Genomic DNA, 13,933 nt, shown 5'->3' with positions numbered 1-13,933 from the left:
TCAGCGTCACGGGTGCATCGACGCGCCCTTGAGCACCTTGTCCACCACGTTGCGCGGGGCGTGCAGCGCCAGGCCCACCAGGTCGAGCTTCTCTCGACCGACCGCCTGCACGGCCGCGCGGTTGTCCCGGTCGTTGCCGGTGGCGAACAGGTCGGCCGTGAAGACCGCGAGCCGCAGCCCGCGGGAGAGGGCTCGCGAGTGCGCGCCGACCAGCGTCGCCCGATCGCCGGCGAAGACCAGCACGGGCTGGCCGAACATCGGCAGGTACCGGGTGCCGTCCGCGTCGCGGTACTCCTCGCCGAGCAGCTCCGGCTGGGCGTTCGCGATGCCGCTGACCAGGAAGGCGGTGACGTTCAGCCGCTGCCAGCTCGCCAGGTCGTCACGGAGCAGCACAGCGATCTTGGTGGGAAAGCGAATCGGTTCGGTCATGGCGTCGAGCCTGCCCGCCCCGAGACCGACCGGTCTTGTACGTTCTTAGCGTGGCCACCCGCCCGGCGGGCTCGCACGTCAACGCGTGGCGACCCCTGGTAGCCGGGGTCGCCGAGGTCTTCCACGCCCATTTCGTGGACCACGCCTATCCCCGACACATCCACGACGTGTGGACGCTGCTGATCGTCGACGACGGAGCGGTCCGCTTCGACCTGGACCGGCATCGGCATGGCGCGCTGCGCACGTCGGTCACCCTGCTGCCGCCGTACGTGCCGCACGACGGCAGCTCCGCCACACCGGGCGGGTTCCGTAAACGGGTCCTGTATCTCGACACCTCGGCGCTCGGTGCCGAGCTGGTCGGCCGGGCGGTCGACGAACCGGACCTGGCCGACCCGCAGCTACGCGACCGGATCCACCACCTGCACCAGGTGCTCGCCGCACCCGGGGACGAGTTCGAGGCCGAGAGTCGGCTCGCGCTCATCCTGGAGCGGCTGCGCGGCCAGCTCCGTCAGCGCCCCCCGGTCGAGGGTCAGCCGGCCGGACCCGGCCTCGCGGTGCGACTCCGGGAGCTGCTGGACGCCCGCACCGTCGAGGGCGTCACGCTGGGCGAGGCCGCCGAGCTGCTGCACGCCCACCCGACCCACCTGGTCCGGACGTTCACCCACGTGCACGGCGTGCCGCCGCACTCGTACCTGACCGGCCGCCGGGTCGAGCTGGTCCGTCGCCTGCTCCTCGCCGGGCAGCGACCGGCCGAGGCCGCCGTCGCGGCCGGATTCTTCGATCAGGCGCATCTGACCCGCCACTTCCGGCGGTACCTGGGCGTCAGCCCGGCCCGCTACCTCGGCCGGCCGGTCACCGGGATCAGACGAGCTGGCCGCCGATGACGGCGAGCAGCCGCAGCTTCTCGTCGCTCTCCGAGCCGGGCACGGCGGTGAAGACCAGCAGCGTCTGGGAGTGGTCGGGGTCCACCAGGGTCTGGCAGTGCAGCTCCAACGCCCCGACCTCCGGGTGCAGGAAGTGCTTCGACGGGCAGTAGCCGGTCGGCACCGGGTGCTCGCGCCACAGCTGCGCGAACTCCGGGCTCCTGGCCAGCAGGTCGTCGACGAGGGCGGCGGCCCGCGAGCCGCGCCCGTCACGGGTGTACGACGCCCGCAGGTCCGCCACGAGCAGGCGGCTCTGCGTCCGGTGGTCCTCCGCCGGGTGCAGTTGCCGCGCGGTCGGGTCGGTGAACCAGCGGTGGTGCGCGCTGCGTGCCAGCCCGGCGTACCGGGTCTCGTCGCCGAGCAGGGCGACGGCCGGCGCGGTCTGCGCCAGGGTCTCGCCGAGGTGGTTCACCACCTGGGCCGGGGTGTCGTGCATCCGGTCGAGGATGCGCATCATCCCCGGGTTGACGTGGTCGGCCCGTACCGCCCGGTGGGGGATCGCGTGGCCGGCGAGCTGGAACAGGTGGTCGCGTTCGGTCAGGGAGAGCCGCAGGCCACGGGCCAGGGCGGCGAGCATCTGCTCCGACGGGTGCGGCCCCCGCTGCTGCTCCAACCGGCTGTAGTAGTCGGTGGACATCCCGCTCAACGTGGCGACTTCCTCGCGCCGCAGCCCACCGGTACGCCGACGCGGCCCCCGGGGCAACCCCACGTCCTCGGGCTGGAGCGCCTCCCGTCGGGTGCGCAGGAAACTGGCGAGTTGGGCGCGGTCCACGGTGTCTCCGATCACTGCGTGCCGGCAGGGGCCGGCCTTTTCACTGCAACAGGCGAGCCCGGCGACGGTGTTCCGCCTGCCCCACGATCGCACGTGATCCTGGGGCAGGCGGGCCAGCGGGACGCGGGGCCGGTGCGTCCCGCGGGTGGGGGTTGTCCGGTTCGGTCAGCGCTGAATGGACTTGGTCTCCAGGAACTCCTCCAGGCCGAAGCGGCCGAATTCGCGGCCGTTGCCGGACTGCTTGTAGCCGCCGAACGGCGCGAGCGGGTTCCAGTGCCCGGCGTTCACGTCGACCTGGCCCACGCGCAGCCGCCGCGCCACGGCGAGGGCATGCTCCGGCTCGCCGAAGACACCGCTGGTCAGGCCGTACGGGGTGCCGTTGGCGATGGCCACGGCCTCCTCCTCGTCGGCGTACGGGATGATCGTCAGCACCGGCCCGAAGATCTCCTCCTGAGCGATCGCGGAGGACGGGTCGACGTCGGCGAAGATCGTCGGCTGGACGTAGGCGCCGTTCGTCAGGCCCTCCGGCCGGTCCGGCCCGCCGAACACCAGCCGGGCACCGTCGGCGCTGCCCCGCTCGATGTAGCCGACGACCTTCTGCCGGTGTGCCTCGGAGGCCATCGGACCGATCCGGGTGGCCTCGTCGTTCGGGTCGCCGACGGTGTACTGCTTCGCCGCCTCGACGGCCAAAGCCACGACCTCGTCCTGACGGGAGGCGGGCACCAGCATCCTCGGCCACGCGCCGCAGACCTGACCGCCGTTGCTGAACGCCATCATGAGACCCCGCTCGACCGCGGCGGGCAGGTCGGCGTCGTCGAGGATGATGTTCGCGCCCTTGCCACCCAGCTCCAGCGCGACCCGCTTGACGGTCGCCGCGGCCACCGAGGAGATCCGCTGCCCCGCCCGGGTGGAGCCGGTGAAGGAGATCATGTCGATGTCCGGGTGGGCGGAGATCGCCTCCCCGACGATCGCGCCGGTGCCGTAGACGACGTTGAACACACCGGCCGGTACGCCGGCCTCGGCGGCGACCTCGGCGAGGATGCGCGCGGTCAGCGGGGCGTTCTCGGACGGCTTGAAGACCATCGTGTTGCCGGCGAGCAGGGCCGGCGCCAGCTTGGAGACGATCTGCTGGAGCGGGAAGTTCCACGGTGTGATCGCGCCGACCACACCGATCGGCTCACGGACGATCAGCGAGTTGCCGACCTCCTCGGTCCACGCGAAGTCGTCGGCCAGGCTGGCAACCGACTCGACCACCGCGGCCGGGAAACCGACCTGGGCGGTCCGGGACATCCCGATCGGAGAGCCCATCTCGGCGGTGATCGCCTGGGCGATCTCCTCCGTGCGGGCGGCGAGGCCCGCGCCGAGGCGGCGCAGGACGTCCGCCCGGTGCTGCGGGGTGGTCGCCGCCCAGGCCGGGAAGGCTGCCCGGGCGGCGGCGACGGCACTGTCGACGTCATCGGCGGTGCCGGCCGGGGTCTCGGCGACGACCTCGCCGGTGGCGGGGTTCACGACGGGAAGGGTGCCGGCGGAGCCGGCGACGGTCTCGCCACCGATCCAGTGGCCGGTGAGGGCGTAGGTGGAAGTTGTCATGGACCGACCGTCGCACCGGCCCGGCACCCCAACCAGGTGCGCTCTATCCAGGGTCTCGCGGTCCCTGGCTGGGGCCCGGCCCGGTCAGAGCGCCAGCACGATTCGCCCGGCGGCGATGCCGGCGTCCTGCCGGGCCCAGGCGTCCGCGACCGAGTCGAACGGCACGATCTCGTGGTCGACGGTGAGCCGCCCCGCCGCCGCGTGCCCGGCCACCACGCCCAGCGCCGCCGCCCGTTGCGCGGTCGACAGCCCGTTGTTGGTGTAGCCGACCAGGCGCAGCGAGCCGCCGCGCAGCACGGCGGACTCGATCGGCGCGGTGGCCCCCGCGCCGCTGCCCAGGTTGACCAGCCGGCCACCGGGGCGCAGCACCCGCAGGGCCGCCGCCGCCGGGACACCGAAGACCGGGTCGAGGACGAGGTCGACCGGACCGTCGGCGACCTCACGGAGTCGGTCGGCCATCGACGCGACGTCGTCGTCGGGCAGCAGCGGGATGGCGACCGCCGCGCCGAGCTCCTCGGCGCGGGCCCGTGCCGAGGCAGAGCGGGCCACGGCGATGACCCGGCGGGCGCCGCCGAGCAGGGCCAGCTGGACGGCGGCCTGACCGACCACGCCGCCGGCCCCGAGCACGATGACCTGCTCGCCGGCAGTCAGGCCACCGCCGTGGGTCAGCGCCGCGTGGGCGGCCACTGCGGAGAGACCCAGGGCCGCGAGCAGGGTCAGCGGTACGCCGGACGGCAGCGCCACCACGTCGGCGGAGGGCACCGCGACAGTGGTCGCCATGCTGCCGTCGACGCCGGACCTCATCCCGGCCGACGTGCCGAACCAGACGGCCGAGCCGTCGGCGAGCCGGCCGACACCCTGCACACCCGGCACGTACGGGGTGCTCGGCGCGCCGAAGTAGCTGGTGCCGCTGGCGCAGAGCAGGTCCAGCGGGGTGATCGGCACTGCCTCGACGGTGACCGCCACCTCGCCGTCGTTCGGCACGGGCGCCGGCCGCTCGGTGATCGTCGGCGGTGTGCCGCAGGCGTTGAGCACTGCCGCGCGGATCACGTCGCGATGTCCGGGTAGGGCATCGGGAAGTGCGCCAGCCGTGCGCCGTAGGACTTCTGGTACTCCAGCGGCTCGGTGTTGTCCCGTTCGAAGAGGGCGATGAAGAGGGTCAGGGTGAGGAACGGGTGTGCCCCCAACTCGAACAGCTTCACGTGGTCGTGGGTGGCCAGCGCCTCCCGCTCCACGTCGTCGAAGCGCAACCAGGTGCTCGCCTCGCCGGTGTGGCAGTTCAGCACTGTGTTGGCGCACTCGGCCTCCCACCAGGTGACCAACTCGCGCGGTTCGCCGCGGTAGCGCTCGACCAGCTCGGGGTCCCGGTCGACCATGAAGAGGAACTTGTTCAGCAGGTACTTGCTCATGCCGCCGGCGCTCCGTTCGGGTACCAGGTGAAGTAGGCCTCCATGGTGTGGAACAGATCGAGGGTGTCGACGTGGTCGGCCTTCGCGCCGGCCCCGGCCACGCCCATCATGAGCATGAAGTCCATGAAGCCGTGGGTGGCGTTGCCCGGCGAGTGCAGGCTGTCCAGCGTGACCTCGCGCAGGCAGCCGTCCAGGTCGCCGTTGGCGATCCACTCGACGGCCCGCTGGTCGAACTCCGGGTCCGGGCCGTGCGGGCCGAACTGTCGGGGCCCGCCCAGCTCCAGCGACAGGTGACCGGTGCCGATGACGGCCACCCGCAGGTGCGAGGGCCACGACTCGACGATCTCCCGGATGGCCTCGCCGAGCTGCACGAAGCGCTTCGGCTGCGGCAGCGGCGGCGCGAAGATGTTCGTGTAGATCGGCACGATCGGCAGGTCGGCCTCGGGCCGCAGCGTGATGATCGGGCAGGTGATGCTGTGGTCGATGCGCAGCTCGTTGCTGAACGCGAGGTCGAAACCGGAGTCGAGCCCGGCCCGCAGGATGTGCCCGGACAGGTCCTCCTGGCCCTTGAGCAGCATCCGGGGCAGCCCGAACTCGCGTTCCTCGTTGTACCAGTTCGCGTCGTACGAGGGTGCCTTGCCGACCAGGAACTGCGGCATGTTGTCCAGCCAGAGCTGGTGGAAGTGGTCGGAGCCGACCATCACCAGCACGTCGGGCCGGGCCCGGGTCAACGTCTCCCGGAAGGCCAGGATCTTGCTGGTCCACTCGTCGGCGAACGGCGGCCGGTCATCGCCGGTGGCCGTGCTGGCCCGGTAGTAGAAGGGGTGGTGGGTGGAGGCGATGACCGCTACGACGGTGGCCATTGGGCTCCTTTCGCTGGCAGCAGAGGGGGATCAGGGCTCGTAGACGGCGTTGCGGTCCACGGTGCGGTAGATGTCCATGCCGAGCGGGCGGCGCCGCTCCTCGGCGAGGTGCCCGAGCAGCCCCGCCGCGCGGGCCAGCAGGGCGAAACCCCGCAGCATCTCGACGGGGAGCCCGAGGTCGGCGAGCGCCGCGCCGCAGACCCCGGCGCCGTTGAGGGGCAGGGTCCGGCCGAGCACCTGCGGGTGCACCCGCCCGATCGCCTCGAACAGCCGCAGGTGCGGGCCGTGCAGACCCTCCTCGGTGGCGATCCGGATCAGCACGGGCGTGCGCGGGTCCTGCTCCTTGTGCACCGGATGCCCGAGCCCGGGGACCAGTCGGCGCTCCTGCCTGGCCCGGGTGACCGCGTCGAGCGCCAGCGCGTCGTAGTCGGTCACCTCACCGGCCCCCGCGAGGGTGTCGGCGAGGAAGCGTCCACAGTCCTCGGTGACACCGAGGAAGCGGGAGCCGCCGCCGAGCAGGCCGGCGGCGAGCGCGCCCTGCAACGACTCCGGCGCCGACAGGTACGTCAGCCGGGCCGCGATCGCCGTCGGGGTGAAGCCGTGATCGGCGAGTGCCACCAGCACCGCCTCGAAGACCCGCACCTCACCCCGGGTGGGCCGGCGGCCGGCGACCAGCCAGTACGCCAGCTCGCCGAAGCCGACCTCGCCCATCAGGTCGCCGGCCAGGTCCTGCCCGAGCAGGGAGATGCTCGTCGGGTCGGACGTGCCGATCCCGGTCGGAAAGCTCAGTTCTTCAGCCACGCGCGGATCTCCTCGCCGTGTTCGTCGAGCCCCGGCGGAGGCAGCTCGTAGCGCGCCGGGGTGTCGGAGAAGGTGATGGGGTTGCGGACGCCGGGCACGTCACCGACGGCCACGACCGGATCGAGCCCCAGCTCCTCGGCGAGCGCCACGCCGCCGTCGATGGTGTTGATCGGCGCACAGGGGACGCCCGCGGCGAGCAGGTCCCGGAACCACTCGTCCTTGGTCCGCTGGGCGAGTCGTTGCACCAGCAGCGGTCGCAGCTCCTCGCGGTTGGCGGTGCGGTCCTGGTTGCGCCCGAAGCGCGGGTCGTCGGGCAGTTCGGGCAGGTCGAGCACCTGGCAGAGCTTGCGGAACTGCCCGTCGTTGCCGGCGATGACGATCAGCTCGCCGTCGGCGGTGGGCAGCGGCTCGTACGGGAAGAGGCTGGGGTGCGCGTTGCCCATCCGGAACGGGACGGTGCCGCCGGCGACGTAGCCGCTGGAGTGGTTGACCAGCCCGGACAGCGCCGAGCTGAGCAGGTTGACCTCGACGTGCTGACCCCGCCCGGTCTCGCCACGGTGGCGCAGCGCGGCGAGGATGCCGATGTTCGCGTGCAGCCCGGCCATGACGTCGAAGACGGAGATCCCGGCCCGGTACGGCGAGCCGTCCGGGTCGCCGGTGAGGCTCATCAGGCCCGAGATCGCCTGCACCATCAGGTCGTAGCCGGGGAAGTCCCTACCCGCGCCGGTGCCGAAACCGCTGATGCTCGCGTACACGATCCTGTTGTTGCTCGCGGCGACGCTGTCGTAGTCGAGGCCGAACCGGGCGAGGCCGCCCGGCCGGAAGTTCTCGATCATCACGTCGGCGCGGCGGGCCAGCTCCTGCGCGGCGGCCACGTCGTCCGGTTTCTTGAGGTCCAGGGCGACCGACCGCTTGTTGCGGTTGATGCCGAGGTAGTACGTCGAGACGCCGTCGCGGGTGGGCGGCATCCAGGTGCGGGTGTCGTCGCCACCGGGACTCTCCACTTTGATCACCTGTGCGCCCAGGTCGGCCAGGAGCATCGTCGCGTACGGCCCGGCGAGGATCCGGGAGAAGTCCGCGACGAGCAGGCCGGCCAGTGGCCCCGCCGATTGCTGCACCATGTTTCCGCCCGTCCTGCGGACACCTGTCCGCCCGCACAGCTTGCGATACCGCAAGGAGGCTGTCAACGGTGTATTCATCGCGAGGAAACACGCTCTTGACACGTCTCGTGACCGGGACCACACTTGCGCCACTCGGGCTGGCCGCACAGCGGACAAGAGTCCGGACTCCCCTCGTACCCCGGAAAGGAATGGGTGGCGATGAGCGCAACCGACCGGCCGGTGGTCTTCCGAAACGGCCTGGTTCTCACCATGGACGACGCCCACACCGTGCTGCCCGGCGCCGACGTGCTGGTCGTCGGCGACCGGATCGCGGAGGTCGGCGTCGGCCTCACCGCGCCCGACGACGCCCTGGAGATCGACGCCACCGGCGGCATCCTGATGCCGGGCATGGTCGACACCCACCGGCACATGTGGCAGACCGCCATGCGTGGGTACGGCGCCGACTGGACCCTGACCCAGTACTTCGTCTGGTACTACCTCGAATCCGGCAAGCTGTTCCGCCCCGAGGACGTCTACGCCGGCAACCTGCTCGGTGCCATCGAGGCGATCGACGCGGGCGTCACCACCACCGTCGACTGGTCACACGGGCTCCAGACGCCCGAGCACGCCGACGCGGCAGTGGACGCCCTGGAGGCGGTCGACGGACGGTTCGTGCTCGCCTACGGAAACATCCAGCAGGGGCCCTGGCAGTGGGCCACCTCGCCGGAGTTCCGGGACTTCCACCGCCGCCGCATCGACGGCGGCAAGCTGGCCGGCTTCCAGATGGCGTTCGACGTCACCGGCGACCCGGCCTTCCCGGAGCGGGCCGCCTTCGAGGTGGCCCGGGAGTTGGGCGCCGCGGTGACCACCCACGCCGGAGTCTGGGGCGCCACCAACGACGACGGCATCCGGCTGATGCACGAGAACGGGTTCATGACCCCGTCGACGGTCTACGTGCACGCGGCGACGCTCACCCACGACTCGTACAACCGGATCGCCGCGACCGGCGGCTCCGTCTCCGTCTCCACCGAGAGCGAGCAGAGCGCGGGTCAGGGCTACCCGCCCACCTGGCAGCTGCGCCACCACGACATCCCGGTGTCGCTGTCGATGGACACCAGCGTGTGGTGGAGCGGCGACCTCTTCTCGGCGATGCGGAGCACGCTCGGCGCGGACCGCTCCCGCGAGCACCTGGAGGCGCACGCCAAACAGGAGACCATCACCCACTGTCACCTGCGCGCCGAGCAGGTCGTCGAGTGGGCCACCCGAGGCGGCGCCCGCGCGCTCGGCATGGACTCCACGATCGGCGCCCTCACCGCCGGCCGACAGGCCGACGTGGTTCTGATCAAGAACGACGCGTCGCCGGTGATGTTCCCGATCCTGAACCCGCACGGTCACGTCGTCTTCCAGGCCCAGCGCGGCGACGTGCACACCGTGCTGGTCGGTGGGCGAATCGTCAAGCAGGACGGCCGCCTCGTCGGCGTCGACCTCGCCGCCGCGCGGGCCGCGGTGGCGTCGACCATCGACCACCTCCGCGAGACGATGGGGGAGGAGGCGTGGCAGCGAGGCATGAACCCGGACGTCCCCGAGACCGCGATCCTGGAGAACCCCTACCAGTACACCGAGTGGGACGCCGGCTCGGCGCAATGGAAGCATTAGGACATGAGTGACAACGGAAGGGGCGCCGGGCCCGACTTCATCGAGGCTCTCGCCCGTGGCCTCGACGTCCTGCGCTCCTTCCGTCCGGCCTGCCCGTCGATGACGCTCAGCGAGATCGCCGCCGCCACCGGCCTCGCCCGGCCGACCGTCCGGCGCATCCTCATCACGCTCGAATCGCTGGGCTACGTCCGCGCGGTCGGCCGTGGCCACACCCTCACCCCGCGCGTCCTGGAGCTGGGGATGGCGTACGTCAACGCGCTGAACATGTGGGACGTGGCCCGCCCGCACATGGAGAAGCTGGTCGCGCAGACCAACGAGTCGACCTCGATGGCCCAGCTGGACGGCAGCGACATCGTCTACGTCGCCCGGGTGGCCGTCCCGAAGATCGTGACGCTCGGCGTCACCATCGGCACCCGCTTCCCGGCTCCCGCGACCTCGATGGGCAAGGTGCTGCTCGCGGCACTGCCACCGGAAACCCTGGCCGCCGTGCTCGCCGAGCCGACCCGCTCCGGCATCACACCACGCTGGCAGCCCTCCCCGGGCGACCTCGACGCCGTGCTGCGCGAGGTGCGGGCGAAGGGCTGGGCCCTCGCCGACCAGGACCTGGCCCCGGGAATCCGGTCCGTCGCGACCGGCGTACGCGACGGCGACGGACGTGTCGTCGCCGCCATCAACGTGACAGTGCACGCGGCCGAGACCTCGCTGGAGACCCTGCGGGAAGAGCATCTGCCGAGGCTGCTGCGCGCCGCCGCCGACATCGGGCACGACTGGGCGCTGACCGCCGCCGTGCCGGTGGTCACCGTCTAGGTGCGCTGGCCAGGGCGTGTCCTGCCGATCTTGTAGCGGTGGGTCGTTGACGATGTGTCGGTGGTGCGTCGTGGTGAACTGACCGATGAGGCATGGGCGGTGATCGCGCCGCTGCTACCGGAGCCAGGCAGCAGTCGGGGCGATGGCGGGATCACCGTCAGGTCATCAACGGGATTCCGTGGAAGCTGCGCACGGGTGCCCCGTGGCGTGACCTGCCGGAACGGTTCGGACCGTGGAAGACCTGCCACGAACGCCTGCGACGGTGGACCGCCGAGCACTGCGGCAACGCGGGATCCGGCACGGGCTCAAGCAGTGGCGGGATCTGGCCACCCGCTACGCCAAACGGGCATCCCTCCACCGGTCGAGCCTGGCCCTCATCGCCGCTGTCATCTGGCTTCGATGATCAGCAAGGATGCACGTTAGTCGCCGGTCGTGCCGTCGATCTGCTCCCGGAGAACGTCGGCTTGGCCGCAGTGCCGTGCCAACTCACGGATCATGTGCACGTAGATGTAGCGCAGTGACACCCTGCCCAGGCGGGGATGAGGCACAGTGTCGTCGAGGGCGAAGCCGGCTGCGACCTGCCTCGATCGATCACAGACCGCGGCGTACTCCGCGATGACGTCTGCGACCGTCTCGTCCGAGCCGACCTGCCAACTGGCGTCGTCACCGAACGAGTTACCCGGGATCTGTTCACGCGGCTGCTGTCCCAGGCAGTGCTGGAACCAGTTCCGCTCAACAGCGGCGGCGTGTTTGACGAGACCGATGAGCGTGGTGAGCGAGGGCACCAGGCTCCGGCGGGCGTCATCCTCCGGCAGCCCTCGGAGCTTGGCGATGATGACATCGCGGTACGCATCGATGAAGGCTTCCAGAAGCTCACGCTCCGGAGCCGTGCTCGCGAGTTCCTCGCTGTCGAGCGGCCGTGCAGTCGTCACATCGACACACTAACCCTCTGAGGTTCCGTCCCGCCGCACCAAGATCGGCAGGACACGCCTAGGCGTCCTGTCCTGCCGGCATGAGCTCCGCGGATCGTCCGGGGCGGCGCCGACACCCGGCCGGATGCCATAGTGCCGCGATGAAGGCAGACCTGCACAGTTACTTGAGTGGCGGCCGCGACACGCTGCTGTGGAAGCTCGACGGGCTCGGCGAATACGATATTCGGCGTCCGTTGACCCCGACCGGGACCAACCTGCTCGGTCTGGTGAAGCACGCGGCGGCCATGGAGATCCTCTACTTCGGCGTCGTGTTCGGCCGACCCTTCGACCAGGAGCTGTCGTACGTCGGTGACGGTGCGGAGGCCAATGCCGACATGTGGGCGACCGCGGATGAGACCCGCGAGGAGATCGTCGGGATGTACCGTCGCGCGATCGCCCACGCCGACACCACCATCGAAGCCCTCGCGCTGGACGAGGTCGGCCGCGTGCCGTGGTGGGGTGACGCAGCGGTCACGTTGCACCACGTCCTGGTTCACGTCATCGCGGAAACCCAACGACACGCCGGCCACGCTGACATCGTGCGCGAACTCATCGACGGCGCGGCCGGGCTGCTGCCCAGCAACGACAACCTGCCCCCCGCCGACGAGTCGTGGTGGCTGGACCACCGCCAGCGAGTGGAGCAGGCTGCCCTCGACGCCGGCAAACGCAGCAACTAGGTCCTCTGTCGATCATGGCAGCCAGATGGTGGCGGCGATGAGGGCCAGGTTGGCCTGCTGCGGATCGATCATGATAACTGAAAGTGTCGTACATGTGTTCTAGATTCAGGTCATGGTCGAGGAGTTGCCGCAGGCTGAGGACGCCATCGCGGCCTGCGCCGACACGGCCATCTGGGCACTGCCCGAGGGTGAGCTGATCGCCGCCCTCGACACCGCGTACCGCATCGAGCAGCGTCTCGCGGCGGTGAAGCTGGCCCTGGTCCGTGAGCTCGACGGCCGAGGCACCGCCACCACGCAGGGTGCCTCATCCACCGCGGTCTGGCTCCGCGAACGGTTACGCCTCACCATCCCGGCCGCTCGCCGCCTCGTCGACCTCGCCGCCGTCCTGGACACCGGCAACCCTGGCGTACGCCACGCACTGGCCGATGGCCACATCACCGTGGAGCAGGCCCGGGTCATCACCGACACGATCGACACCGTGCAGACCGCCGCCGGTCCCGAGGCCGCTGACAAGGCCCTCGGAGTGCTCGTCGAGTGGGCCGGGCAATTCGACCCCACCCTTCTCCGTAAACTCAGCACCCGCATCCTCGACCACGTCGCACCCGACATCGCCGACGCCGCAGCCAAAGCTGCCCTGGATGCCGAAGCCCGCCGCGCCACCCGCGACCGGCACCTCACCCTCTCCACCCTCACCGACGGCCGTCTGCGACTCACGGGCATCCTCGACACCGAGACCGCCGGGCTGCTCCGCGCCGCCATCGACCCCCTGAGCGCACCGTCGGGCCCTGATGACCAGCGCACTCCCGCGCAGCGCCGGCACGACGCCCTCAGTGACGTGTGCCGCCTCGCCCTGCGCACCGGCGAGTTGCCCGAGCACGGCGGCGATTGCGCCCAGGTCGTCGTCACCACCAACTACGACGGGTTGACCCGGCAACTGGGCAGCGGCACTCTCGACACCGGCCTGCACCTCACCCCCGAGGCCGTGCGCCGACTCGCCTGCGACGCCGGCATCCTTCCCGCCGTCCTCAGCGGAGCCGGCCAGCCACTCGACATCGGCCGGCAACGCCGTCTCATCACCGGCCCCCTCCGGCGAGCCCTGGTGCTGCGGGACGGTGGCTGCGCCTTCCCGGGCTGCGATCGACCACCGCGCTGGTGCGACGCCCACCACATCGAGCACTGGGCCGACGGCGGCCAGACCAGCCTCGCCAACGCCGTCCTGCTCTGCGGCCACCATCACCGGCACCTGCACCACAGTGAGTGGACCGTGCGCCTGGCAGGCGACGGCCACCCCGAATTCGTCCCACCGGCCTGGCTCGACCCCGAACAACTACCCCGTCGCAACCACTACCACCGACGAACGTGAGCACCACGAGCAGCAACGACCACCCCGGTCAGCAGGCCGATCGAGTGGCCAGCACAGCGCCCTGATTCCACCCGGCCACCGCGGCGCGGACCAGGATCCGCACGCTGGCTCGCCCTGACCCCGGTTCGGTGCTGCTGGTCGAGGGCCGGGCTGCCCTCAACGCGGTAGACGCCGCTGTGCTCGCCGTGCCGCCCGTGCTCGCCGTGCCGCTGTGCTCGCCGTGCCGCCGTGCCCGCCGCCGCCCTCGCTGCGACCCGGTGGTGGACGCGCCGAGCGTGACGATGGTGACTGCGTGGCTGCCGCGCCGCCGATCCCTGGCCTTCGCCGGGCTGATCCGGGCCGCTGCCCGTCCGGCTGGCGGTTCTGCTGGTTGGTAGCCACCCCGACGAGTGGCTGTAAATGGACGGCCGTTCGGATACGCGGCCCGGCGGTCACGAAAACCGGCGGCGAATCGTCACAACCGGCAGTTAGTCTGCCTGCGCGCGTCGTCGTCCTGGCACGTCGCGCCCCCGCGCCTGGTCGGCGCGGCATCGCCGCCACCGCCCACCATTGGCCGGCTCAATCGACTTCAG

General features: G+C 71.2%; 16 protein-coding genes and 1 pseudogene. 8 read left to right on the top strand and 9 right to left on the bottom strand.

Translation table 11 applies throughout. From position 1 onward, the window contains the following. Positions 1–6: 6 nt before the first annotated feature. On the bottom strand, positions 7–429 hold the full coding sequence (locus AC3CF1_RS05640) for a DUF2000 domain-containing protein (protein WP_099854356.1): 423 nt from the start codon (positions 427–429) through the stop codon (positions 7–9). Positions 430–479: 50 nt separating this feature from the next. Between AC3CF1_RS05640 and AC3CF1_RS05635 the strand changes: the two genes are divergently transcribed. Continuing rightward, entirely contained in the window at positions 480–1,313 is an 834-nt protein-coding gene (locus AC3CF1_RS05635) for a helix-turn-helix transcriptional regulator (protein ID WP_354980705.1), read from the top strand. Here AC3CF1_RS05635 and AC3CF1_RS05630 read toward each other — a convergent pair. From AC3CF1_RS05630 to AC3CF1_RS05600, 7 genes are all read right to left on the bottom strand, one after another. Next, complete coding sequence (locus AC3CF1_RS05630) at positions 1,291–2,124, bottom strand: helix-turn-helix transcriptional regulator (RefSeq protein WP_088951813.1); 834 nt, start codon at positions 2,122–2,124, stop codon at positions 1,291–1,293. The genes AC3CF1_RS05635 and AC3CF1_RS05630 overlap by 23 nt on opposite strands. A gap of 165 nt (positions 2,125–2,289) precedes the next feature. Beyond that, positions 2,290–3,714 carry an aldehyde dehydrogenase family protein gene (locus tag AC3CF1_RS05625; protein ID WP_488449728.1) on the bottom strand — a complete coding sequence of 475 codons (1,425 nt, stop codon included), beginning with the start codon at positions 3,712–3,714 and terminating at the stop codon, positions 2,290–2,292. Positions 3,715–3,798: 84 nt separating this feature from the next. Next, a complete protein-coding gene (locus AC3CF1_RS05620; protein ID WP_354980702.1) occupies positions 3,799–4,764 on the bottom strand; it encodes a quinone oxidoreductase family protein in 966 nt (321 codons plus the stop codon). Continuing rightward, a complete protein-coding gene (locus tag AC3CF1_RS05615) occupies positions 4,761–5,123 on the bottom strand; it encodes a hypothetical protein (RefSeq protein ID WP_488449727.1) in 363 nt (120 codons plus the stop codon). The genes AC3CF1_RS05620 and AC3CF1_RS05615 overlap by 4 nt, the downstream gene beginning before the upstream one ends. Further along, positions 5,120–5,986, bottom strand: a complete 867-nt coding sequence (locus tag AC3CF1_RS05610) for a DODA-type extradiol aromatic ring-opening family dioxygenase (RefSeq protein WP_141909783.1) — start codon at positions 5,984–5,986, stop codon at positions 5,120–5,122. Before AC3CF1_RS05610 ends, AC3CF1_RS05615 begins: the two co-directional genes overlap by 4 nt. A gap of 30 nt (positions 5,987–6,016) precedes the next feature. Then, entirely contained in the window at positions 6,017–6,787 is a 771-nt protein-coding gene (locus AC3CF1_RS05605; RefSeq protein WP_088951811.1) for a citryl-CoA lyase, read from the bottom strand. Beyond that, positions 6,772–7,908, bottom strand: coding sequence for a CaiB/BaiF CoA transferase family protein (locus AC3CF1_RS05600; RefSeq protein ID WP_354980700.1), 1,137 nt, complete (start codon positions 7,906–7,908; stop codon positions 6,772–6,774). Before AC3CF1_RS05600 ends, AC3CF1_RS05605 begins: the two co-directional genes overlap by 16 nt. 198 nt (positions 7,909–8,106) lie before the next feature. Between AC3CF1_RS05600 and AC3CF1_RS05595 the strand changes: the two genes are divergently transcribed. From AC3CF1_RS05595 to AC3CF1_RS05580, 4 genes and pseudogenes are all read left to right on the top strand, one after another. After that, complete coding sequence (locus AC3CF1_RS05595) at positions 8,107–9,543, top strand: amidohydrolase family protein (RefSeq protein WP_088948610.1); 1,437 nt, start codon at positions 8,107–8,109, stop codon at positions 9,541–9,543. Positions 9,544–9,546: 3 nt separating this feature from the next. Further along, complete coding sequence (locus AC3CF1_RS05590) at positions 9,547–10,350, top strand: IclR family transcriptional regulator domain-containing protein (protein WP_088948609.1); 804 nt, start codon at positions 9,547–9,549, stop codon at positions 10,348–10,350. A 63-nt stretch (positions 10,351–10,413) separates the two neighbouring features. Next, positions 10,414–10,625: pseudogene (locus tag AC3CF1_RS05585) on the top strand (transposase); the annotation flags it as partial. Continuing rightward, positions 10,583–10,753 carry a hypothetical protein gene (locus tag AC3CF1_RS05580; protein ID WP_355160745.1) on the top strand — a complete coding sequence of 57 codons (171 nt, stop codon included), beginning with the start codon at positions 10,583–10,585 and terminating at the stop codon, positions 10,751–10,753. The pseudogene AC3CF1_RS05585 and the gene AC3CF1_RS05580, both read left to right, overlap by 43 nt. 16 nt (positions 10,754–10,769) lie before the next feature. Here AC3CF1_RS05580 and AC3CF1_RS05575 read toward each other — a convergent pair whose 3' ends face one another. After that, positions 10,770–11,282 (bottom strand): DinB family protein, encoded by a 513-nt coding sequence (locus AC3CF1_RS05575; protein WP_330466749.1) that lies wholly within the window; start codon positions 11,280–11,282, stop codon positions 10,770–10,772. A gap of 140 nt (positions 11,283–11,422) precedes the next feature. On the opposite strand from AC3CF1_RS05575, the gene AC3CF1_RS05570 reads away from it, so the two are divergent. From AC3CF1_RS05570 to AC3CF1_RS05560, 3 genes are all read left to right on the top strand, one after another. Beyond that, the gene (locus tag AC3CF1_RS05570) at positions 11,423–11,998 is read left to right on the top strand and encodes a DinB family protein (protein ID WP_210923333.1); all 576 of its coding nucleotides are present in this window, start codon (positions 11,423–11,425) and stop codon (positions 11,996–11,998) included. Positions 11,999–12,110: 112 nt separating this feature from the next. Then, complete coding sequence (locus tag AC3CF1_RS05565; protein ID WP_488449726.1) at positions 12,111–13,361, top strand: HNH endonuclease signature motif containing protein; 1,251 nt, start codon at positions 12,111–12,113, stop codon at positions 13,359–13,361. A gap of 128 nt (positions 13,362–13,489) precedes the next feature. Next, complete coding sequence (locus AC3CF1_RS05560; protein ID WP_488449725.1) at positions 13,490–13,738, top strand: hypothetical protein; 249 nt, start codon at positions 13,490–13,492, stop codon at positions 13,736–13,738. Positions 13,739–13,933: the final 195 nt, after the last annotated feature.

Source organism: Micromonospora sp. MGP-C2 (assembly GCF_057766525.1).
Note: the sequence above shows the minus strand (reverse complement) of the source record. Positions and strands in the feature narration are given on the sequence as shown.

Coding starts and splice junctions, on each gene's coding strand:
- AC3CF1_RS05615 (WP_488449727.1), bottom strand. CDS start 5,123: ATGAGCAAGTACCTGCTGAACAAGTTCCTCTTCATGGTCGACCGGGAC.
- AC3CF1_RS05600 (WP_354980700.1), bottom strand. CDS start 7,908: ATGGTGCAGCAATCGGCGGGGCCACTGGCCGGCCTGCTCGTCGCGGAC.
- AC3CF1_RS05625 (WP_488449728.1), bottom strand. CDS start 3,714: ATGACAACTTCCACCTACGCCCTCACCGGCCACTGGATCGGTGGCGAG.
- AC3CF1_RS05570 (WP_210923333.1), top strand. CDS start 11,423: ATGAAGGCAGACCTGCACAGTTACTTGAGTGGCGGCCGCGACACGCTG.
- AC3CF1_RS05590 (WP_088948609.1), top strand. CDS start 9,547: ATGAGTGACAACGGAAGGGGCGCCGGGCCCGACTTCATCGAGGCTCTC.
- AC3CF1_RS05565 (WP_488449726.1), top strand. CDS start 12,111: ATGGTCGAGGAGTTGCCGCAGGCTGAGGACGCCATCGCGGCCTGCGCC.
- AC3CF1_RS05610 (WP_141909783.1), bottom strand. CDS start 5,986: ATGGCCACCGTCGTAGCGGTCATCGCCTCCACCCACCACCCCTTCTAC.
- AC3CF1_RS05640 (WP_099854356.1), bottom strand. CDS start 429: ATGACCGAACCGATTCGCTTTCCCACCAAGATCGCTGTGCTGCTCCGT.
- AC3CF1_RS05595 (WP_088948610.1), top strand. CDS start 8,107: ATGAGCGCAACCGACCGGCCGGTGGTCTTCCGAAACGGCCTGGTTCTC.